At 68.6% G+C, this 20669-nt stretch carries 16 protein-coding genes; 7 read left to right on the forward strand and 9 right to left on the reverse strand.

What is annotated here, in order from left to right; translation table 11 throughout:
- Position 1: 1 nt before the first annotated feature.
- Positions 2–739 (forward strand): DNA-3-methyladenine glycosylase, encoded by a 738-nt coding sequence (locus BPET_RS09920; protein WP_012248871.1) that lies wholly within the window; start codon positions 2–4, stop codon positions 737–739.
- Here the strand turns inward: BPET_RS09920 and BPET_RS09925 are convergent.
- Positions 718–1437: a YrbL family protein gene (locus BPET_RS09925; RefSeq protein WP_012248872.1), complete on the reverse strand. Its 720-nt coding sequence runs from the start codon at positions 1435–1437 to the stop codon at positions 718–720. The two genes, BPET_RS09920 and BPET_RS09925, sit on opposite strands and share 22 nt — an antisense overlap.
- Before the next feature lie 67 nt (positions 1438–1504).
- Here BPET_RS09925 and rmuC point away from each other — a divergent pair, with 67 nt between their 5' ends.
- The 4 genes from rmuC (at position 1505) to phoU (ending at position 6316) form a co-directional block, all read left to right on the forward strand.
- Positions 1505–2926, forward strand: coding sequence for a DNA recombination protein RmuC (gene rmuC / locus BPET_RS09930; protein ID WP_085970208.1), 1422 nt, complete (start codon positions 1505–1507; stop codon positions 2924–2926).
- Between the two features lie 59 nt (positions 2927–2985).
- Positions 2986–4653: an isovaleryl-CoA dehydrogenase gene (locus BPET_RS09935; RefSeq protein ID WP_012248874.1), complete on the forward strand. Its 1668-nt coding sequence runs from the start codon at positions 2986–2988 to the stop codon at positions 4651–4653.
- A gap of 46 nt (positions 4654–4699) precedes the next feature.
- Positions 4700–5377 (forward strand): ribose-5-phosphate isomerase RpiA, encoded by a 678-nt coding sequence (rpiA, locus tag BPET_RS09940; protein WP_012248875.1) that lies wholly within the window; start codon positions 4700–4702, stop codon positions 5375–5377.
- Between the two features lie 195 nt (positions 5378–5572).
- The gene (gene phoU, locus BPET_RS09945; protein WP_012248876.1) at positions 5573–6316 is read left to right on the forward strand and encodes a phosphate signaling complex protein PhoU; all 744 of its coding nucleotides are present in this window, start codon (positions 5573–5575) and stop codon (positions 6314–6316) included.
- Between the two features lie 74 nt (positions 6317–6390).
- On the opposite strand, the gene BPET_RS09950 is transcribed toward phoU, so the two are convergent.
- The 3 genes from BPET_RS09950 to BPET_RS09960 are packed head-to-tail and all read right to left on the reverse strand — an operon-like array spanning position 6391 to position 9177.
- A complete protein-coding gene (locus tag BPET_RS09950) occupies positions 6391–6894 on the reverse strand; it encodes a MaoC family dehydratase (RefSeq protein WP_012248877.1) in 504 nt (167 codons plus the stop codon).
- 36 nt (positions 6895–6930) lie between these two features.
- Positions 6931–8187 (reverse strand): CaiB/BaiF CoA transferase family protein, encoded by a 1257-nt coding sequence (locus tag BPET_RS09955; protein ID WP_012248878.1) that lies wholly within the window; start codon positions 8185–8187, stop codon positions 6931–6933.
- A 12-nt stretch (positions 8188–8199) separates the two neighbouring features.
- Positions 8200–9177 (reverse strand): Bug family tripartite tricarboxylate transporter substrate binding protein, encoded by a 978-nt coding sequence (locus tag BPET_RS09960; protein WP_012248879.1) that lies wholly within the window; start codon positions 9175–9177, stop codon positions 8200–8202.
- 97 nt (positions 9178–9274) lie between these two features.
- Between BPET_RS09960 and BPET_RS09965 the strand changes: the two genes are divergently transcribed.
- A complete protein-coding gene (locus tag BPET_RS09965; RefSeq protein ID WP_012248880.1) occupies positions 9275–10207 on the forward strand; it encodes a LysR family transcriptional regulator in 933 nt (310 codons plus the stop codon).
- Positions 10208–10224: 17 nt separating this feature from the next.
- Here the strand turns inward: BPET_RS09965 and BPET_RS09970 are convergent, their stop codons facing one another.
- The 3 genes from BPET_RS09970 to BPET_RS09980 form a co-directional block, all read right to left on the reverse strand.
- Positions 10225–10497 (reverse strand): oxidative damage protection protein, encoded by a 273-nt coding sequence (locus BPET_RS09970; RefSeq protein WP_041862840.1) that lies wholly within the window; start codon positions 10495–10497, stop codon positions 10225–10227.
- 289 nt (positions 10498–10786) lie between these two features.
- Positions 10787–12145: an amino-acid N-acetyltransferase gene (argA, locus tag BPET_RS09975; RefSeq protein WP_012248882.1), complete on the reverse strand. Its 1359-nt coding sequence runs from the start codon at positions 12143–12145 to the stop codon at positions 10787–10789.
- Positions 12146–12269: 124 nt separating this feature from the next.
- Entirely contained in the window at positions 12270–13049 is a 780-nt protein-coding gene (locus BPET_RS09980; protein WP_012248883.1) for an SDR family oxidoreductase, read from the reverse strand.
- Between the two features lie 76 nt (positions 13050–13125).
- Here BPET_RS09980 and hrpA point away from each other — a divergent pair, with 76 nt between their 5' ends.
- On the forward strand, positions 13126–17007 hold the full coding sequence (gene hrpA, locus BPET_RS09985; RefSeq protein ID WP_012248884.1) for an ATP-dependent RNA helicase HrpA: 3882 nt from the start codon (positions 13126–13128) through the stop codon (positions 17005–17007).
- 51 nt (positions 17008–17058) lie between these two features.
- Here the strand turns inward: hrpA and BPET_RS09990 are convergent, their stop codons facing one another.
- Both BPET_RS09990 and glnE read right to left on the reverse strand, forming a co-directional pair.
- A complete protein-coding gene (locus tag BPET_RS09990) occupies positions 17059–17739 on the reverse strand; it encodes an epoxyqueuosine reductase QueH (protein ID WP_041862841.1) in 681 nt (226 codons plus the stop codon).
- A gap of 111 nt (positions 17740–17850) precedes the next feature.
- On the reverse strand, positions 17851–20643 hold the full coding sequence (gene glnE, locus BPET_RS09995) for a bifunctional [glutamate--ammonia ligase]-adenylyl-L-tyrosine phosphorylase/[glutamate--ammonia-ligase] adenylyltransferase (RefSeq protein ID WP_012248887.1): 2793 nt from the start codon (positions 20641–20643) through the stop codon (positions 17851–17853).
- Positions 20644–20669 lie beyond the last annotated feature (26 nt).

Consider the following 20669-nt stretch of genomic DNA (forward strand, 5'->3'; position numbering starts at 1 on the left):
CATGGCCCGCGAGTCCGACAGGCGCCCCCGGCCGGCCGCCCGACGCGGCCGCGCGCCTGGCCCCGCGCTGCCCGACAGCTTCTTCGATCGCGATCCCTGCCAACTGGCGCGCGAGCTGCTGGGCAAGGTCATCCGGCGCAGGCTGGACGGCCTGTGGCTGTCGGCTCGCATCATCGAGACCGAGGCCTATTATCTGGCCGAGAAGGGCAGCCACGCGTCGCTGGGCTACACGCACAAGCGCCGCGCGCTGTTCATGGACGGCGGCACGGTTTACATGTACTACGCGCGCGGCGGCGATTCGCTGAACTTCAGCGCCGGCGGGCCGGGTAACGCCGTGCTGATCAAATCGGGCCATCCCTGGATCGACGAAGTTTCGGGCCCCGAAGCCCTGGCCCGCATGCAGGCCCTGAACCCCGACGCCAGCGGCCAGCCCCGCGCGCCCGCGCGGCTGTGCGCCGGCCAGACCCTGCTCTGCCGCGCGCTGGGCCTGAAAGTGCCCGACTGGGACGCGCGGCGCTTCGACCCCGCCGAATTCTTCGTCGAAGACATCGGCCAGGCGCCCGAGCGCCTGGTGTGCACGACGCGGCTGGGCATTCCGGCCGGCCGCGACGAACACCTGCGCTACCGATTTGTTGACCCGGCTTACGCGGCGTTTTGCACCCGCAATCCGTTGCGGCGCGGCCAGCAGGCCGGGCGCGATTACGACTGGATGGACGCTTACGGCGCGATCCTGGCCTGAGCCTGGGCTTCGTCGTACTGGCGCTGCAGGCGGGCGCGCCATGCCGCGTACTTGCGGTGCATGCGGCGTTTGTTCAGGCGCTTGCTCCAGGCGTATAGCGGAATCAGCGGCAGCACGCCGAAGCCGTCTATCAGGTACATGCCGGGCTTGCCGTCGGCATTGCGGCCCAGCGCAATATTCTTGGCCGACATATCGCTGATGACGATGTGCGCGTCGATGAGGTCTTCGAAGAACGCATCCAGCTGTGCTCCCAGAGCCGCGCTGATGCCCTCGCGCGCGATGATCTGCGCCAGGGTGGGCGCCAGCTGGCCATCCTCGCCGGTGATTTTTTCCACCAGCTGGCCCAGCCCCAGGGTGGTCTGCGCCAGCCCCACCACCCGGGCCATAGGCACGTTCCATACGCCCGAAGGCACGGTGGTGGTGACGTATTCCGACAGCTCGTCCAGGTAGACGCGGTAGGCGCTGTCGCGCTGGAACTGTTTGTAGAAGCGCTTGAACGGCTTGCGTTCCAGGTAGGCCGCGTACGCTTCCATGTTGATGACCTTGACCAGCAGCGACGGCTCGTTGGGGTGCTGGAAAACGTAGCGGTCGGCGCCCCTGGCCAGCACCTGGGCGTGGGCGAGATCCAGCGGCCCGAACACCGCGGCGTAGCCGGGAGACGGCGCGGCGGCGTTCAGGGTAGGGGAGTCGTGTTGCACAATGATGTCGCGGCGGTATTCGATGTCCTGCGATTGTCGAAGTTCGGGCGCTTTTGCGCAACCTGGGATGCGGCCAGGCAAGCCGCCGGCCGCCTACAATGGCGCTTTCAGGAGACTGCCCTTGATCGAAGCCTTGCCCTGGATCACCGCGGCGGCGGCCGTGCTTGCCTTGCTGGCCGTATTGGGCCTGTGGCTGCGCCCGTCCGCGGGGGCGCGCGTGGCGCGCCTGGCCGACAGTCTGGATCGCCTGGAGCGCACCCTGCGCGCCGACCTCGACACGAGCCAGCGCGGGCTGCGTACCGAGTTCGCCGAATCGACCCGTGGCCTGCGCGCCGAACTGGCCCAGGGGCACGAGGCGTTGCGCACCGCGCTGTCGCGCGACGCGCAGGCGGCCCGCGCCGAATACGCCGATTCGCTGGCGCGCTTCGCCGCGCAATTCGGCGAGCGCCTGGAAGGGCTGGTGGCCCTGAACGACCGCCGCATGCAAGAGGTGCGCCAGACGGTCGACCAGCGCCTGCAGGCCCTGCAGGCCGACAACGGCGCGCGGCTCGACGAGATGCGACGCACCGTTGACGAAAAACTGCATGCCACGCTTGAACAGCGGCTGGGCGAGTCGTTCAAGCTGGTATCCGAACGCCTGGAAGCCGTGCACAAGGGGCTGGGCGAAATGCAGTCGCTGGCCTCCGGCGTGGGCGACCTGAAACGCGTGCTGACCAACGTGAAGTCGCGCGGCACCTGGGGCGAAGTGCAACTGGCGCGCCTGATCCAGGACACCATGACGCCCGAGCAGTACGCCAGCAACGTCAAGCCGGTGCCCGGCAGCGACGCGATCGTCGAATTCGCCATCCGGCTGCCGGGCCGCGCGGCCGGCGCGCAGCCGGTGTGGCTGCCCATTGACGCCAAGTTTCCCAAAGAAGAATACGAGCGGCTGATGGAGGCCTGCGATGCGGCCGACGCCGATGGCGAGCGCGCCGCCAGCGCCGCGCTGGCGCGCGCCGTCGAACTGCAGGCGCGCCAGATCGCCGACAAGTACGTGGCGCCGCCGCACACCACCGATTTCGCCATCATGTTCCTGCCCACCGAGGGGCTGTATGCCGAAGTGCTGCGCCGCCCCGGCCTGCTCGACAAACTCCAGGCCCTGCGGGTCAACGTGGCGGGTCCCAGCAACCTGGCGGCCATGCTGAACAGCCTGCAGATGGGCTTTCGCACGCTGGCAATCGAGCAGCGTTCGTCCGAGGTGTGGCAGGTGCTGCGGGCCGTGAAGACCGAGTTCGCCAAGTTCGGCTATTCGCTGGCCAGCGTGAAGAAAACGCTGGAATCGGCCAGCAACAAGCTGGGGCAGACGGAAGTGCGCACCCGCGCCATGCTGCGCAATCTGAAGACGGTAGAGGTGCTGTCCGAAGATGACGCGCGGCGCTTGCTGGGCGAAGGCGCTTCGCCGGCGGACACGGACGACGGCGCCCTTGCGCCCCAAAATGAAAAGTGCTAACGGTGGAACGTAGGTAGGTCCTGGGTGGAGCCTGGGGCCTGCGCGACCGGGAGACCCGCATGCCGCCGTTCCAGACCCACACTGTCGTCAACCAGGTAGCGCCCCTGGAAGACTACTCGTTGTATGACACCGACCCCGCGCTGAACCAGGCCGTGCTGCGCGAGGGCGCCGCCGACGCGGTGGCCGAGCTGCGCGAGCATGGAGCCTGGCTGGGGCGCGGGCACGTCCTGGCGGCCGCCGAGCAGGCCAACCGCTGCTCGCCGCGCTGGCACGGCTACGACCGCAATGGCCACCGGGTCGACCAGATTGAGTTCCACGCCGCCTGGCACGCGCTGCTGGCGGGTATTGTGTCGCGCGGCCTGCACAGCCACGCCTGGCTGCGGCCCGCGCCGGGCGCCCAGGTGGCGCGCGCGGCGGCGTATCTGATGCAGGGGCAGATCGAGGCTGGCACGCTGTGCCCCACCACCATGACCTACGCCGCCGTGCCGCTGCTGCAGGCCGAGCCGGCAGGCGTCATCGACTTCGGCCGGCAATGGCTGCCCGCGCTGGCTTCGCGCGATTACGACAGCGCCGACGCGCCGCTGGCGGCCAAGCGTGGCGCGCTGATCGGCATGGGGCTGACCGAAAAACAGGGCGGCTCCGACCTGCGCGCCATTGCGACGCGGGCCGAACCGGTCGGGCAGGGCGGGCGCGGCGCGGCTTATCTGCTGACCGGCCACAAGTGGTTCCTGTCGGTGCCCCATGCCGACGCGCACCTGGTGCTGGCCAATACCGATGCCGGGCCGGGTTGCTTCTTCGTGCCGCGCTGGACGCCGGACGGGCCGCGCAACGCGGTGCGCATCCGCCGCCTGAAAGACAAGCTGGGCAATCGCAGCAACGCCAGCGGCGAAGTGGAGTTCGAGCAGGCCTGGGGCATGCTTATGGGCGAGCCGGGACGCGGCTTGCCGCTGCTGCTGCAGATGGCCGCCACCACGCGGCTCGATTGTGTGCTGGGCAGCGCGGCCCTGCTGCGCCAGGCGGTGGTGCAGGCCGCGCATCACGCGCAGCACCGGCAGGCTTTCGGACGCGCCCTGGCGTCCCAGCCGCTGATGCGCCAGGTGCTGGCCGACCTGGCCCTGGAAAGCGAGGCCGCCATGGCGTGGGCCTTGCGGCTGGCCCGCGCGGTGGACGAACGCCACCAGCCCGCCGCCCGGGCGCTCGTGCGCGTAGGCACGCCGGCCGCCAAGCTGTGGGTTTGCAAGCGCGCCATCGCCGCCATTGCCGAATGCATGGAAGTATGGGGCGGCAACGGTTATGTCGAAGAAAGCCCGTTGCCGCGGCTGTACCGCGAAGCGCCGGTCAACTCGATCTGGGAAGGCTCGGGCAGCATCATGGCCCTGGACGTGTTGCGCGCGCTGCAGCGCGACCCGGATTGCCTGCAGGCCCTGCACGACGAGCTGGACCCGGCGCGTGGCGCGTGGCCCGCCTACGACCAGGCCTGGCAGGCCTGGCGTGAGCTCGCGGCCAGGCAGGCCGGCAGCGAGGCCGACCCGGCCCAGGCGCGCCGGCTGGCCGCCGGGCTGGCGCGCCTGTGGCAGGCTGCCTTGTTGATCCGCCACGCGCCGGCCGCGGTGGCTGATGCGTTCGTGGCCAGCCGCCTGGCGGACGCCGGCGGCATTGCCGGCGAGCTGCCGACGGGGGCCGACCTGGACGCCATCCTGGCGCGGGCCTGGCCGGGTATCTGCTAAATTTCGCCTGTTCATCGACTTCCGGCGCCCAGCGCGCCCTGGCAACATGCTGACTCAACAAGAACTGAAGCAACAGGCGGCTGACGCGGCCCTGGCCCTCATCGAACCCCTGCTCGGGCCCGACGTGATCATTGGCGTGGGCACCGGCTCTACGGCCGACCTGTTCATCGACGGCCTGGCCCGCTACCGGGACCGCCTGCGCGGCACTGTCGCCAGTTCCGAGCGCAGCGCCGCGCGCCTGGCTGGCCACGGCATCACCGTGCTGGACCTGAACGACGTGACCTCCATGCCGGTGTATGTGGACGGCGCCGACGAAATCGACGCCCGCCTGCACATGATCAAGGGCGGCGGCGGCGCGCAGACGCGCGAAAAAATCGTGGCCTCGGTGGCCGATCGCTATATCTGCATCGTCGATGAATCCAAGCTGGTCGAGCGGCTGGGCAGCTTCCCGCTGCCGGTCGAGGTTATTCCCATGGCGCGGCAGGCCGTGGCGCGCGCGCTGGTTGCGTTGGGCGGGCAACCTCGCCTGCGCGAAGGCTTCACCACCGACAACGGCAATATCATCCTCGATGTGGCGGGCCTGCAGATCGACGACGCGCCCGCCCTGGAGCTTACGGTCAACAACCTGCCGGGCGTGGTCACCTGCGGCCTGTTCGCCCGCCCCGGCGCCGATGTGGCGCTGCTGGCCACGCAGAACGGCATCCGCCGGCTCGAACGGCCCTGATGGTTGCGCCGGCCGCGGCCTGCGCGGTCAGCCCCGCGGACCGGGGCCGGGGCTAGCCCGGCGCTGGCCTTGCCCGCACCCGGGGGGCGATTCATAATCCTGTCATACTCAGGTCATAACCTTGCGGGTCGGCAGGCCCATCACGCATCGCGCACAAAGGGCATCGCCATGTATACACCTACGCGGGGAGTCCGGATGACGGAGCACACCAACAAGCAGTTCGACGCCGATCTGGAAAGCGTCCGTTCGCAATTTCTGCAAATGGGCGGCGTGGTCGAGGCCATGATCCAGGAATCGGTCGCCGCCGTTCCCACTGGCGACCTGGACCTGGTCGAAAAAGTGCGCGAGCGCGAAAAGCAGGTCAACCGCCACGAAGTCGAGATCGACGAGCGCATCAGCCTGATTCTGGCGCGCCACCAGCCCACCGCCATCGATCTGCGCACGCTGCTGGCTGTGTCCAAGATGCTGACCGACATGGAACGCTGCGGCGACGAGGCCGAGAAAATCGCCAACACGGTGCGGCGCATGTACGACACCGAGCAGCGCCACATTCCGGTGATCGAGCTGCGCCACATGGCCGACAGCGTGGGCCGCATGCTGCACAACGTGCTCGACGCCTTCGCTCGCCTCGATCCCATCCAGGCGGCGCAGGTGGTGCGCAGCGACAAGGAGGTCGACCGCGAATGGAAGGGCGCGCTGCGTAACCTGATCACCTACATGATGGAAGATCCGCGCACCATCTCGCGCGCCATCGACATGGTGTTCATTGCCCGCGCGCTCGAACGCATCGGCGACCACGCCAAGAACATGGCCGAACGGGTCATCTACATGGTCAAGGGCGCCGACGTGCGGCACACCGGCGTGAAGAACGCCGAACGCCAGGCGCGCGGCGACGAAGACACGCCCTCATCCGAACAGCGACCCGGCGTAGACGCCTGAGCCGCGGCAGGGCGGAACAAACACCCTTTTGCATGAGCCGCGCGCGCCGGGCAGGCCTGCCCGGGGTTCGCTCGTCAGGCCGGTTCAGCGTACCGCACCATGATCTGCCATTCGGCGTGCACGGCCGGGCGCGGTTCGCCTTCGGCCGCGACCGCTACTTGCCATGCGCAGCGGGCTTCGCCGGGCCGGGGTTCGGCGACTGTGGCCAGGGCAAAACTGGCCGAGACCCGTGAGCCCGAGCGCACCGGCGCGGTGAAGCGGATTTTGTCGAAACCGTAATTCAGCACCAGCGCCGCGCCCGGAAAAGCGATGCAGCTGGCTTGCCAGCAGGTCAGCAGCGACAGCACCAGGAAACCGTGCGCGATGGTCTGCCCGTACGGCGATTGCGCCGCCGCGCGAGCGCCGTCGATATGAATCCACTGGCTGTCGTACGTGAGCTGCGCGAAGCGATCGATCATGGACTGGTCGATCTCGATGGCGCGCGACACCAGCGGCGGCTGCCCGACGAACTCGGCCAGCGACCGCACCGAGCCGAATTCGCGTATCGCCGCGCTGGCGAGGGATGGGCGGTGCGTCATGCGGGCTCCGGCGGTAGACACGATCGGTAGAAACATTCAGGGGACCAGCGGTTCGGCGGCCGCGGCAGGGGCGCGGATGACGCCGGCGCGCTCGAGCTGGTCGATGGCGCCGGCGTCCAGGCCGGCGCCAGCCAGCACAGCGCGGCTGTGCTGGCCTACCGTGGGCGCGCCGGCCGGCGTGGGGCCGCCGTCTTGCGCGCACGCGAAACCGATGCCGCGGGTCCGCACTTCGCGCCCGTCTTGCCGGAAGCGGTAGTCGGGCAGGTGGACGCAGCCGGTGGCATCGACCTCTTGCAGGAATTCTTCCAGTTTCCGCACCCTGGCCGCGGGCACGCCGGCCAGGCCCAGGGCGGCTTCCAGCTGTGCCGCGCTGCGGGCCGCGAACGCTGCGCGCAGGCATTGCACGACGTAGTCGCGGTCGTTCGGCACCACGAAGCCGTTGGGGGCGTTGAAGGCTGCCAGGTCGAGGGCGCGCGCGTCGCTGCACAGGCTTTCTATGCCCAGGATGGCAGCCATCTGGCGGAACTGCGCCGGTGTGTTGGCGGCTACCGCCAGCCAGCCGTCGGCGCAGCGGTAGGTATCGGCGGCCGGGCTGCCCGTGTAGCCGCGGTTGCCGACGCGGCGCGTCGGCGTGCCGTCGCTCAGGTAGGCGCACGAATTGGGGTACATCAGCATCAGCGAGGCTTGTACCATCGAGGCATCGATGTACTGGCCCGCGCCTTCGCGCGAGCGGCGATGCAGCGACGCCACGATGGACAGCGCCGCCAGCATGCCGACCGCCACGTCGATGACGGGGAAACCCACCTTCAGCGGCGGCGCGTCGTCGCCTTCGCCCGACATCATCATCATGCCGGTCAGGGCCTGGACCACGTGGTCGTAGGCGCCGCGCTGCGACCAGTCGCCCTGCTGGCCGAAGCCCGAGATCGAGCAGTAGACGATGTCGGGCCTGACGGCCTTGATAGCGGCGTAGTCGAGGCCGTGCCGGGCCACCACGCCGGGCCGGAAGTTCTCGATGAACACATCGGCCGAGGCGGCCAAGGCGCGCAACAATTCGGCGCCTTGCCTCATGCGGATGTCGAGCGCCAGCGACTGCTTGCCGGCGTTGATGGCGGCAAAGCCGGTGGGCGTGTCGGTGTCGGCGCCGTCTTTCATCGACCGCAGCACTTCGCCGGCCAGCGGCGGCTCGACCTTGATGACTTCGGCGCCCAGCTGGGCCAGGTAGAACGAGGTCAGCGGGCCGGCGATCACGTGCGAAAGATCCAGCACGCGCACGCCTTCGAGTGGCTTGGGCATGAATGATTCCGATCAGTTGGCGGTGGCGCCGGCAAGTTTGACGATCTCGGCCCATTTGCGGGCTTCGTCGCGTATGAAGGCGCCGAAAGCCTGCGGGCTGTCGCTGTGGATGACGCGCGTGCCCGTGGCCGCGAACATGCGTGCGATGCCGGGATCGTCGAGCGCTTCGTTGGTGGCGCGAAACAGCGTGTCGACCGCGGCGGCCGGCGACCTGCGCGGCAGCCAGAAACCGAACCAGAATTCCTGGATGGCAAGTTCGCTGTGCAGCACGTCGTGCAGCGTGGGCACGCCGGGCAATTGAGCCATGGGGGCGGGACTGGTCACCGCCAGGGCGCGCAGCTTGCCGCCCTCGACCTGCGGGATGGCGGTGCCCGCGATCGTGAAGGCGAAGTCGGTGTCGCCGCGCAGCAGCGACACCGGGATCTCCACCGAACCCTTGAACGGCACGTGCACCGCCCGGGCGCCGAGCAGCGACACCAGGGTCGCGCCGCCCAGGTGCGCGGCCGACCCGACGCCGCCGGAGCCGTAGTTCATCTGGCCCGGACGCGCCTTCAGGGCGGCTATCAGATCCTGCACGGTGCGACACGGCGAACTGGCGGCCACCACCAGCACGCTGGGCGAAGAGCCGATGACGCCGACCGGCGCGAAATCTTCTATGGGGTCGAATGCCAGGCCAGGCTGCAATGCTTTCTGGATCAGGTGCGAATTCGATCCCAGCAGGGCGGTATAGCCGTCGGCGGGCGCTTGCGAGACATACTGGGCGGCCAGCACGCCGCCCGCTCCGACCTTGTTCTCGACGACTACCGGCTGGCCCAGTGTGGCGCCGAGCCTGGGGCCGAACTGCCGCATCATGATGTCGGGTCCGCCGCCGGCGGCGTACGGAACGACGACGCGCACCGACCGGCCGGGATACACATCGGCGGCGCGCGCGGCGCGGCCGATCGCCAGGCTGGCGCCCAGGCCCCCTAGGCAGAACTCGCGGCGTTGCATGTTGTCTCCTTGTAGTGCTTGCAGAATAAGCAATCGCAGCGAGCATAAAAAGTGATATGTTTTTATATAACGATAACTTTATGTTTGATGTTTGCCGATGCCCGAAGCGATCGAACCCGACCACCTGGTGGCCAGGCTGCGCTTTCGCCACCTGCGCCTGCTGACCGAGGTGCAGGCCCGTGGCAGCCTGCGGGCCGCCGCGCAGGCGCTGAACCTGACGCAACCGGCGTTGAGCAAGGCGCTGACCGAAATCGAGCATGCATTCGGCTTCGCGCTGTTCGCGCGCGGGGCCCGAGGCCTGACGCCCACCGCGCAGGGACAGGTAGTGCTGCGGGGGGCCGGCCTGCTGCTGCGGGAGCTGACCCATGTGCGGGCCGAGGCCGCCGCGGCTTCCCGCTATGAAGCCAGCGTCCGCATCGGCGCGCCGCCGTTCGTGGCGCAGGTGTACCTGCCCGACGTCATCGGCAGGCTGGTGCAAGGACAGACGCCGGTGCGCGTGCAATTGCTGGAAGAGCGGGTGCCGGCGTTGATCGCGGCGCTGCGGCGCGGCGAACTGGATGCGCTGGTGACGACGTTTCCGCGGCAGATGCTGGCGCAGGACGCGGGCGCGCTGCAGGCCATCAAGCTGTTCGCGGTGCAGTTCGCCGTAATGGCCCCGGCCGGGCATGCACTGACGCGCGCGCGCCGCGTCGGCTGGGCGCGCCTGTCACAAGAGCCATGGGTGATGCCGGGGGTAGATTCGATGGGTCGCAAGCTCATCGAGCAATGCTTTGCGCAAGCCGGGCTGCCCGCGCCGCTGCCGGTGGTGGAGTCAAGCAGCCCGACCACCAGCATCCAGCTCGTGGCGGCGGGGTTGGGCATAGGCGTCGTGCCGGACGTGGCGCTGTTGCAGCACGGCGCGTTCCGGGCGGGGGCCGTCAAGCCGGTGCGCGTGATGCCAGCGCCACCGGCCAGCGCGGTGGCGCTGATCTGCCGAAGCGGGCCCCGCAACCCCCGCGTGGCGCTGCTGGAGCGGGCGCTGGGGCTGTAGCGGGGCGGGTAAACGGATCAGGCCGAAGGCGGCACGAACCCCTGGGCTTCGACGCTGCCATCTTCGAACAGATAGCGTTCCATTTGCTGCTGCAGATATTTGCGCGCGCGGGCGTCGGCCAGGTTCAGACGGTTTTCGTTGACCAGGCGGGTTTGCACCTGTTTCCAGTCTTCCCAGGCTTCCTTGGAAATGTTCTGCCAGATGCGGGTGCCCAGCTCGCCAGGGTAGGGGGGGAAGTCCAGGCCTTCGGCTTCGCGTTTCAGTTTGGCACAGTTGACGGTACGGGACATGGTGGTGCTGCCGGTATCAAGTGGTGGAAATGCCATTTTAGCGGGCTGCCGCGGCTATTGGGGTTTGCGTCGTTCTACCAGCCCCGTCCCGCGGCGACCGGGCGAGCGGTGTCGGCGCACGTGGGTCGGGCTCGGGCGCATGCAGGCGCCCTCGGCCTGCTGCGCAGGCTGCCCCGGCGCCCAACGCGCCGACACCGCTCGCCCGGACGCCGCGGGACTGCGATAGTTGAATGCGAACCACCGTAGCGCCATCGGTGTCAGACACCGACGTATGCAGATTGCTCGCCGGTTACAGTTTTTTGATGAAGACCAGGCTGTTGCGTGAGCGGTTGTAGTTGTTCTGCTTGTCGCGCGGCAGGTCGGCGACGCCGCCTTGCACGAAGCCGCGCTTCATGAACCAGTGCGAAGTGCGGGTGGTCAGCACGAACAGGCGGCGCGCGCCCATGGCGCGGGCGCGGGACTCCATGTGGCGCAGCAGAATCTCGCCTTCGCCCGAGCCCTGCCATTCGGGATGCACGATCAGGCAGGCCATTTCGGCCATGTGCTCGTCGGGGTAGGGGTGCAGGGCGGCGCAGCCGTAGATGACGCCGTCGTGCTCCAGCACGGTGAAGCGCTCGACCTCGCGTTCGATGACGCTGCGCGGGCGTGGCACCAGGGTGCCGTCGGCTTCCAGAGGTTCGATCAGGCTCAGGATGGCGCCCACGTCGTCGAGCGTGGCGGGGCGCAGGTCGTCCAGGGTGTCTTCGACCACCATGGTGCCCACGCCGTCGTGGGTGAAGATTTCGAGCAGCACGCTGCCGTCCAGGGCGTAGGGCACCAGGTGCGCGCGCGCCACGCCGCGCTTGACCGCCAGCGAGGCATGGCGCAGGTAGAACGCGGTGTCCTCGTCCAGCTCGCCCTTTTGCAACAGGGCGTCGGCGTCGACGCGCGCCAGCTCGGTATCCACCGCGCCGTCGGGGGCCAGCACGCCGGGCGAGCTGGACAGGAAAATCAGTTTCTCGGCGCGCAGCGCCACCGCCACGCTGGTGGCCAGCTCTTCCATGGCCAGGTTGAAGGCGTCGCCCGTGGGCGAGAAGCCCAGCGGCGACAGCAGCACCACCGACGAGCCTTTTTCTATGGCGAACTTCAGGGCGTCGACGTCGATCTTGCGAACCTGGCCGGTATGTTTGTAGTCGATGCCGTCGACCACGCCCGTGGGGCGCGCGGTGACGAAATTGCCCGAAATGACGCGAATGTGCGAATGCGACATCGGCGTGTTGGGCAGGCCCTGGCTGAAGGCAGCCTCGATGTCCAGGCGGATTTCGCCGGCGGCTTCCTTGGCGCATTCCAGCGCGGCCGGGTCGGTAGGGGCCAGGCCACGGTCGAATTGCTGGGTATAGCCTTTCAGGCGCAGCTGTTCATTGACCTGCGGGCGCGAGCCATGCACCAGCACCAGCCGCACGCCCAGCGCCGACAACAGCGACAGATCTTGCACCAGCGCATTGAGCGCGCCGGCCTGCACCAGTTCGCCGCCGAACGCCACCACGAAGGTCTTGCCTCGGAACGCATGCACATAAGGAGCAACTTCGCGGAACCATCGGACGAATTGCGCGGCGGCGAATTCAGGGGCTTCTTGGGCGGAGACGGTGTCGGGTTCCTGGTCGGGCATGATGGGCGGATGGGCTTCCTGGGAAATGGGGCACGCCCCGGGGGCGCGGCCGGCGCCGCCCGCAATGCGGCGGCGCTGGCGGAAATTATATGACCGCGCGCGCCGGCGCGGCGCCGCCGCCGCGCTACAGGGTGCCCGGATACAGCCCGCCGTCCAGCACCAGGTTCTGCCCGGTCATGTAGCCTGCCTGCGCGCTGCACAGGAAGGCGCAGGCGTCGCCGAACTCGGCCGGGTCGCCGAAGCGGCGCGCGGGGATGCCGGCCTGGCGTTGGGCCATGATGTCCTCGACGCTGCGCCCGGTGTTCTGGGCTGTTTTGAGGGCGGTCTGGGTCAGGCGGTCGGTGGCGAAGGGGCCGGGCAGCAGGTTGTTGATCGTGACGTTATGCGCGGCCACCTGGCGCGCCAGGCCCGCCACGAAGCCGGTAAGGCCCGTGCGCGCGCCGTTGGACAGCCCCAGGATATCGATAGGCATCTTCACCGCGGCCGAGGTGATGTTGACGATGCGGCCAAAGCGGCGCTCGATCATCCGGTCGATGGTGGCGCGGATCAGCTCGATGGGCGTCAGCATGTTGGCGTCCAGCGCGGCGATCCAGTCTTCGCGCGACCACTCGCGGAAATCGCCCGGCTTGGGGCCGCCGGCATTGGTGACCAGAATGTCGGGGTCGGGGCAGGCCTGCAGCGCGGCCGCGCGGCCGGCGGGCGTGGTGATGTCGGCGGCCACCGTGACGACCCGCGCGCCGGTCTGTTGGCGGATGTCGTCCGCCGCCGCTTCGAGGGCTTCGCGGCCGCGCGCCAGCATCACCACCTGTGCCCCTTCGCGCGCCAGCGACAGCGCGCAGGCGCGGCCCAGGCCCTTGCTCGATGCACACACCAGGGCGCGCTTGCCCTCGATTCCCAGATCCATTGCTTTGCTCCTGTGGCGGCCGCCCGGCGGCGGCATCGCAAGTTTTTATAATAGGCGTTCAGAGGATAATCCGTACATGCCCGAAGTCTCCCGCCCGTCCGCGCGCGGCGCCGCGCCGCGCCCCGAGCGACCCATCCCCGCCATTGCCTATCCCGAAGACCTGCCCGTCAGCGCCCGACGGGCCGAGATCGCGCGCGCCATCGCCGGCCACCAGGTGGTGATCGTCAGTGGCGAGACCGGCTCGGGCAAGACCACCCAACTGCCCAAGATCTGCCTGGAACTCGGCCGCGGCCGCCAGCGCATGATCGGCCACACCCAGCCGCGGCGCCTGGCCGCCACGTCGGTCGCCAAGCGCATCGCCGAAGAGCTGAACACGCCGCTGGGCGAAGTGGTGGGGTACCAGGTGCGCTTTAACGACCGCACCGGACCCAATGCCTCGGTCAAGCTGATGACCGACGGCATTTTGCTGGCCGAGTCGCAGCGCGACCCGCTGCTGCGCCGCTACGACACCCTGATCATCGACGAGGCGCACGAGCGCAGCCTGAACATCGATTTCCTGCTGGGCTACCTGAAGCAACTGCTGCCGCGGCGCCCGGACCTGAAAGTCATCATCACCTCGGCCACCATCGACGCCGAGCGCTTCGCGCGGCATTTCGCGGCGTCCGAAGACCGCCCCGCGCCCGTCATCGAAGTGTCGGGGCGGCTGTATCCGGTGGAAGTGCGCTATCGCCCGGTGCGGCAGGACGACGCCGAAGAACCCTCCGGCGGCCGGCCGAACCGCGAACGCCTGGCCGGCGACGAAGAGCGCGACCTCATCGACGCCATTGTCGATGCGGTGGACGAGTGCGCGCGCCATGGCCCTGGCGACGTGCTGGTGTTCCTGCCGGGCGAACGCGAGATCCGCGAATCGGCCGAGGCGCTGCGCAAGCGTCATCCCGCCGGCACCGAAGTCTTGCCGCTGTATGCCCGCCTGTCGCAGGCCGAGCAAGAGCAGATTTTCCATCCGCGTACCAATGCGCGCCGCATCGTGCTGGCCACCAACGTGGCCGAGACCTCGCTCACCGTGCCGGGCATCCGCTTCGTGGTCGACAGCGGCCTGGCGCGCATCAAGCGCTATTCGTGGCGCAACAAGGTCGAGCAGCTGCGCATCGAACCCATCAGCCGGGCCTCGGCCAACCAGCGCGCAGGCCGCTGCGGGCGGGTGGGGCCGGGCGTGTGCATCCGCCTGTACGACGAACAGGACTTCGACGCGCGCGCGGCGTTTACCGACCCCGAGGTGCTGCGCTCATCGCTGGCCTCGGTGATTCTGCGCATGAAGTCGCTCAAGCTCGACGACATCGAGCAGTTTCCGTTCGTCGAGGCGCCGCCCGGGCGCGCCATCGCCGACGGCTACCACCTGCTGCAAGAGCTGGGCGCCATCGAGCTGGCCACGCCGGCGGCCGACGAGACCCCCGAGGCCGCCGACGGCGCGCGCGCCGGCTCGGCCTTCGTGCTGACCCGTACCGGCCACGAGCTGGCCAAGCTGCCGGTCGACCCGCGCATCGGCCGCATGATCCTCGCCGCCCGCGAGCACCAGTGCCTGGCCGAAATGCTGATCATCGCCTCGGCGCTGTCGGTGCAAGATCCGCGCGACCGCCCCATGGCCGAGCGCGAGGCGGCCGAGGCCGCGCACGCCAAGTTTGCCGACGACAAGTCCGAGTTCGTGTCGTTCCTGAAACTGTGGCGCTGGTATGGCGAACAGGTGCAGCACAAGGCCTCGCAGCGCAAGCTGGTGGCGCTGCTGCGCCAGAATTTCCTGTCGCCGGTCCGGCTGCGCGAATGGCACGACGTGCATACGCAGTTGGCGGCGCTGGTGGGCGAACAGGGCTGGCGCCTGAACCAGTCCGAGGCAACCTACGAGCAACTGCACCTGGCCCTGCTGTCGGGGCTGCTGGGCAACATCGGTTTCAAGGGCGAAGAGGGCGGCCTTTACCGGGGCGCGCGCGACATCCGCTTTCACATTCACCCGGGATCGCGCCTGGCCAAGAAAGGCGGGCGCTGGATCATGGCCGCCGAACTGGTCGAAACCACGCGGCTGTATGCGCGCTGCGTGGCGCGCATCGAGCCTACCTGGCTGGAACGCGTCGCCGCCCATCTGCTGCGCCGCAACTGGTCGGACCCGCGCTGGGAAAAAAAGGCCGGCCAGGTGGTGGCCAACGAACGCGCCACGCTGTACGGGCTGGTGGTGTACGCCGGCCGCCGCGTCCACTACGGGCGCGTCAACCCGCAGCATGCGCGCGAATTGTTCATCCGCCAGGCGCTGGTGCCGGGCGACATCGATACGCGCCTGCCGTTCGTGGCGCACAACCGCAAGCTTATCGCGGGCATCGAAAAACTCGAACACCAGTCGCGCCGGCCGGACATCCTGGTGGACGACGAACTCATCTACGCGTTCTACGACCGCCAGCTGCCGCCAGACATTTCGCAGACCGCCTCGCTGGAAAAGTGGGTGCACGGGCTGGACAAGGCTTCTGCCGCCGCGCTGATGCTCACGCGCGACGAGCTCATGCGCCACGAGGCGGCCGGCGTCACCACGGACGTGTTTCCCAAGCAGGTCGAGTGGCAGGGCGTGTCCATGCCGCTGGACTATCATTTCGAGCCGGGCTCGCCGCGCGACGGCGTGACGCTGTCCGTGCCGCTGTTCGCGCTGAACCAGATCGACTCGGCTCGCTGCGAGTGGCTGGTGCCCGGCATGCTGAAAGAAAAAGTGCACCTGCTGCTGAAGTCGCTGCCGCAGAAGCTGCGCCGCCATTGCGTGCCGCTGCCCGATTATGCGGCCGGCTTCTATGAACGCTGGTACGAGCGCCTGGACGATCCGCAGCGCGGCCTGGTGGACGCCCTGATCGCCGACATGTGGTCACAGGTGCAAGTGCGGCCCGCGCCAGGCGATTTCAAGCTCGAGACGCTGCCCGCGCACTTGTTCATGAATTTCAAGGTGGTCGATGAGCACGGCCGCATGCTGGCGGCCGGCCGCAACCTGGCGCAGCTCAAGGCCGAATTCGGCAAGCAGGCGCAGGCCACGTTCCAGCAGCTGGCGGTACGCGACACCGAGGTGGCGCAGGCGCTGGCGCACGAGAACCTCACGTCGTGGTCGTTCGGCCCGCTGCCCGAAATCATGGAGATCAAGCGCAAGGGGCAGTCGGTGATCGGCTATCCGGCACTGGTCGACCGGGGCGCGCATTGCGATCTGGACGTTTTCGACGACCCGGACGAGGCGCGCCGCCTACATCGCGCCGGGCTGCTGAAGCTGTTCCGGCTGGGCCTGCGCGAGCAGGTGAAATTCCTTGAGAAGAACCTGCCCGACCTGACCAAGATGAGCATGTTCTACATGAATCTGGGCACACAGGAGGAATTGCGCGACCAGATCATCGATTGCGCCGTGGCCCAGGCATGCCTGGCCGAGCCATGGCCGGCCAATGCCGAAGAATTCGAGGCCCGACGCCAGGAGGGCAAGGGCCGCCTGGGGCTGCTGGCGCAGGAAGCCGCGCGCCTGGCGTACGCGGTTCTCACAGAATACGGCGCGGTGCAGCGCAAGCTACCGCAAGCCAAACCGCACGCCGCGGCCTATACCGACCTGCAGCAGCAAATCGCCGCGTTGATGCCCAAGTGGTTCGTGCGCGATACGCCGCACGCGCAACTGGCGCATTACCCGCGCTACCTGAAGGCGGCGGTGGCGCGCATCGACAAGCTGCGCGCCGATCCGGCGCGCGATACACGGCTGATGGCCGAGATGGCACCGCTGCTGACCCAGTACCAGCGGGCCCGTGCCGCCCTGAAAGGCGCCCTGGACCCGCGCCTGGACGAATTCCGCTGGTTGCTGGAAGAGCTGCGGGTGGCGCTGTTCGCCCAGGAACTGCGCACGCCTATGCCGGTGTCGGTGAAACGGCTGTTGAAAGCATGGGAGTCGATGCGCAGGTAGCGCCGCGCCTGTGGAGGCCGACCCTTTAAACCTGTCAGATCAACGGCGACGTCATTCCTGCAGCGTCGTCTTGTCGACCAGTTCATCCTTGCCGTAGAACTTCACGCCGATGTGGATGCGGTCGCGCCCCTGCGAGCGGCGATGCCGGTTGGTGTCGCGCAGCGAATAGACGCACCCGCAGTATTCCTGCTGGTAGAAGTTCTCGCGCTTGGAGATTTCGATCATGCGCTGCGAGCCGCCGCCCTTGCGCCAGTTGTAGGTCCAGTAGACCAGGTCGTCGTAGCGGGCCGCGGCGCGTTCGCCGCAGCCGTTGATCTGGTTCATGTCCTTCCAGCGGGAAATGCCCAGCGAGCTGGTGATGGTGTCGAAACCGTGCTCGTGGGCGTACAGCGCCGTGCGCTCGAAGCGCATGTCGAAGCACACCGTGCAGCGTTCGCCACGCTCGGGGGAGTTTTCAAGCCCCTTGACCCGCTCGAACCAGTTGTCCATGTCGTAGTCGGCGTCGATGAACTCGATGCCGTGCTGTTCGGCGAAGCGGATGTTTTCCTGCTTGCGGATCTCGTACTCTTTGACCGGATGGATGTTCGGGTTGTAGAAGAAAATGGAGTAGTCGATGCCCGATGCCTGCATGGCTTCCATGACTTCGCCGGAACAGGGCGCGCAGCACGAGTGCAGCAGCACCTTGCTGCGGCCGGCGGGCAATTCGAGTTTGGGGCGCACGAGCTGGGACATGGAAAAAACGTGTTGCAGCGGTAAAACCCTTATTTTACGCCCACTTGCGGTCGGGGCGGCGGGCGGCCCAAGCCAGCGCCAAGCCAGCATTAAGCCCGCCCCAGGCTGGCCCTACGCCGGCGCGGGCCCGCCCAGCACGCGGGTCCATAGTTCGGACACCGCCGCGCGTTCTTCGGCCAGCTGGTCCTGCGGCACGCGGGCCTTCTCGGTGCCCTGCAGGCGCAACTGGTGCTGCGTGCGCCGCAGCGTGCGGTAGGCGTCGCCGGCGCGCCGCGCCAGGTCGACGGGAATCAGGCCGGCTTCGCCCGCCAGGCGCAGCAGGGCGATATTGCCCAGATTGTTCACCAGCACCCGGTGCGTGCCGGCATGGCACAGCACCAGGTATTGGGTGACAAATTCCACGTCGACCATCCCGCCCCGGTCGTGCTTCAGGTCGAAGTCGCCGCTGTGGTTGGGGTGGCCGGCGCTGATCTTGTCGCGCATTGCCAGCACCTCGTCGCGCAGCGCGGCGGTGTCGCGCGGCTGCACCAGCACCGCGGCGCGGATGCGCTCGAAGCGGGCGCCCACGGTGGTGTCGCCGGCCGCGTAGCGGGCCCGTGTCAGCGCCTGGTGTTCCCAGGCCCAGGCATGCTTGAGCTGGTACTGCTCGAAGGCTTCAACCGACACGGCCAACAGTCCGGCCTCGCCGTCGGGCCGCAGCCGCAGGTCGGTTTCGTACAGGCGGCCGGACGAAGTCATGGTCGACAGCCATGAGGTCATGCGACGGCCCAGCTTGGCGTAGACCTCGGCGGCATCTTCGCGCGGGTCGTCGAACAGGAACACCAGGTCCAGGTCCGAGGCATAGCCCAGTTCCTTGCCGCCCAGCTTGCCATAGGCAATAACCGCGAAATGCGGGGTGGCGCCCGCCTGGCGGTTCACCAGCGGCCAGACGCGCCGCACGGTTTCGGCCAGCAGCATGTCGGCCAGCGCCGATAGCTGGTCGGCCAGCTTTTCGACCGTGAGCTGGCCTTCGAGGTCCTGCGCCAGCAGTTGGAAACTGGCCTGCCGCTGCACGTCGCGCATCAGGTTCATCTGCCGCTCGATGTCGGGTTCGCCATCGGGCAGTTTGCAGGCGTCGAGATCGGCCGAGAGTTGCTGGGCCATCTGTGCGAAATCCAGCGATTCGAACAGGGTGCGCCAGTCGATCAGGCTGTCGAGCAACAGCGGATGCTGGGTGAGGTACTGCGCGGCCCATGGGCTGGCGGCCATCATGCGCGCCACGCGCGCCAGCGTATCGGGATATTCCGCCAGCAGCGCCAGGTAGGCGCTGCGCTGCGCGATGGTCTCGATCAGGTCGAACAGGCGCACGGTGGCCTGGCGCGGCGCGGGCGTCTGCTGGGCGGCCTGCACGGCGGCCGGCAGCAGGGCCTCGAGGCGGCGCCGGCTGCTGTCGGGCAGGCTGCGTACGCGATGGCTGTCCAGCAGCGATTCGGCGCGCCGCAACAGGTCGTCGGCCTCGTCGCCGAAGGCTGCGCGGATCTGTTCGGCCAGGCGGCTCTCGGCGTCGTGTTCGCCGTTGCCTGTCGCGCAGGCCGTGCCGGCGGCCGGCGCGGGGGCGTCTTCGGTCTCGCCCATGCCGGCCAGGCGGAATGCGTTGCGAAACGTCTGCGCCACGAAAGCGCGGTGGTCGGCCAGGGTGCGTTCGAAGTCGCCGGCGGCCATGCCCAGCGCGGCGGCCAGGCGTTCGCGCTGGGCGGCGTCGCCGGGCAGCAGGTGGGTTTGCTCGTCTTCGCGGTATTGCAGCGCATGCTCGATGCGGCGCAGAAAGCGGTAGGCCTGCTCCAGCTTTTGCGCGTCCTCCGCGTCGATCAGGCCGGCATCGCGCTCGGCATGCAGGGCCGCCAGCAGGCCGCGCCGCTGCAGCGCCGGCATGCGCCCGCCGCGCACCAGTTGGAACAGCTGCACCACGAATTCGATTTCGCGGATGCCGCCATCGCCCAGCTTGATGTTGTTGGCGCTATCCACGCCGTTGCGTGCCAGCGCGCGGCGCTGCCAGTCCTGGCGGATGCGTTCGCGCAGCGCGCGCAGCGAGGCCAGGGCATCGAAATCGAAATATTTTCGGTACACGAAAGGCACGCGCAGGCTTTCCAGCTGGCGGACCTGCGCGGACGCATCGCTGTCGGCGAAGGCCTGCGCCGGGATCAGGCGGGCCTTCAGCCAGGCGTAGCGCTCCCACTCGCGGCCCTGCGCGACCAGGTAATGTTCCAGCGCGTCCAGGCTCCATGCCGGCGGGCCGGCATCGCCGTCGGGGCGCAGGCGCAGGTCGGTGCGGAACACCTGCCCGTGGGCATCGGCTTCGGACAGCACCGGCATCATGCGGCGCGTCAGGCGTCCGTAAAATTCGTGATGGCTGATGCGGCGCGGTCCGTCTGTATCGCCTTCTTCGCCGTACAGCATGATCAGGTCGATGTCCGACGACACGTTCAGTTCGCCGCCGCCCAGCTTGCCCATGCCCAGGATCAGCATTTCCTGGGGGGCGCCGGTGGCCGGGTCGCGCGGCACGCCATGCACGGCGGCCAGCTCGGCCGCCACGCTGCGGTAGGCAGCGGCCACGGCCAGGTCGGCCAGCGCCGTCATCGCGCCCACCACTTCTTCCAGGCTGGCCTGTCCGCCCAGGTCGCGCACCATCAGCGCCGTGAAGACGCGTTCACGCAGCTTGCGCAGCATTTCCCGGCACAGGTCGACGGGCAGGATCTCGGGCGCGTCGGCGCCGGCCAGCTCGGCCTGCCAGGCGGCCAGAACATTTGGCGTGACCGGATGGCGCGCGGCCGTTTCCAGCCAGGCGGCCAGGTCGGGATGGGCATCGACGCGCCGGCGCAGGTAGCCGGACCAGGCGAGGGCGGGGGTGAGCAGGGAAGCGGACATGGGGGCGGACGGGCAGACGGGAAGGC

Origin of the sequence: Bordetella petrii, from assembly GCF_000067205.1 — a bacterium.
GTDB lineage: Bacteria > Pseudomonadota > Gammaproteobacteria > Burkholderiales > Burkholderiaceae_B > Bordetella_A > Bordetella_A petrii.

Excerpts from the sequence above, each read along its gene's own strand:
- BPET_RS09970 (WP_041862840.1), bottom strand. The coding sequence starts at position 10,497 with ATGTCCCGTACCGTCAACTGTGCCAAACTGAAACGCGAAGCCGAAGGC.
- BPET_RS09990 (WP_041862841.1), bottom strand. The coding sequence starts at position 17,739 with ATGTCCCAGCTCGTGCGCCCCAAACTCGAATTGCCCGCCGGCCGCAGC.
- BPET_RS09955 (WP_012248878.1), bottom strand. The coding sequence starts at position 8,187 with ATGCCCAAGCCACTCGAAGGCGTGCGCGTGCTGGATCTTTCGCACGTG.
- rmuC (WP_085970208.1), top strand. The coding sequence starts at position 1,505 with ATGCGGCCAGGCAAGCCGCCGGCCGCCTACAATGGCGCTTTCAGGAGA.
- BPET_RS09960 (WP_012248879.1), bottom strand. The coding sequence starts at position 9,177 with ATGCAACGCCGCGAGTTCTGCCTAGGGGGCCTGGGCGCCAGCCTGGCG.
- hrpA (WP_012248884.1), top strand. The coding sequence starts at position 13,126 with ATGCCCGAAGTCTCCCGCCCGTCCGCGCGCGGCGCCGCGCCGCGCCCC.
- BPET_RS09935 (WP_012248874.1), top strand. The coding sequence starts at position 2,986 with ATGCCGCCGTTCCAGACCCACACTGTCGTCAACCAGGTAGCGCCCCTG.
- BPET_RS09920 (WP_012248871.1), top strand. The coding sequence starts at position 2 with ATGGCCCGCGAGTCCGACAGGCGCCCCCGGCCGGCCGCCCGACGCGGC.
- phoU (WP_012248876.1), top strand. The coding sequence starts at position 5,573 with ATGACGGAGCACACCAACAAGCAGTTCGACGCCGATCTGGAAAGCGTC.
- BPET_RS09965 (WP_012248880.1), top strand. The coding sequence starts at position 9,275 with ATGCCCGAAGCGATCGAACCCGACCACCTGGTGGCCAGGCTGCGCTTT.
- BPET_RS09980 (WP_012248883.1), bottom strand. The coding sequence starts at position 13,049 with ATGGATCTGGGAATCGAGGGCAAGCGCGCCCTGGTGTGTGCATCGAGC.
- glnE (WP_012248887.1), bottom strand. The coding sequence starts at position 20,643 with ATGTCCGCTTCCCTGCTCACCCCCGCCCTCGCCTGGTCCGGCTACCTG.
- rpiA (WP_012248875.1), top strand. The coding sequence starts at position 4,700 with ATGCTGACTCAACAAGAACTGAAGCAACAGGCGGCTGACGCGGCCCTG.
- argA (WP_012248882.1), bottom strand. The coding sequence starts at position 12,145 with ATGCCCGACCAGGAACCCGACACCGTCTCCGCCCAAGAAGCCCCTGAA.
- BPET_RS09950 (WP_012248877.1), bottom strand. The coding sequence starts at position 6,894 with ATGACGCACCGCCCATCCCTCGCCAGCGCGGCGATACGCGAATTCGGC.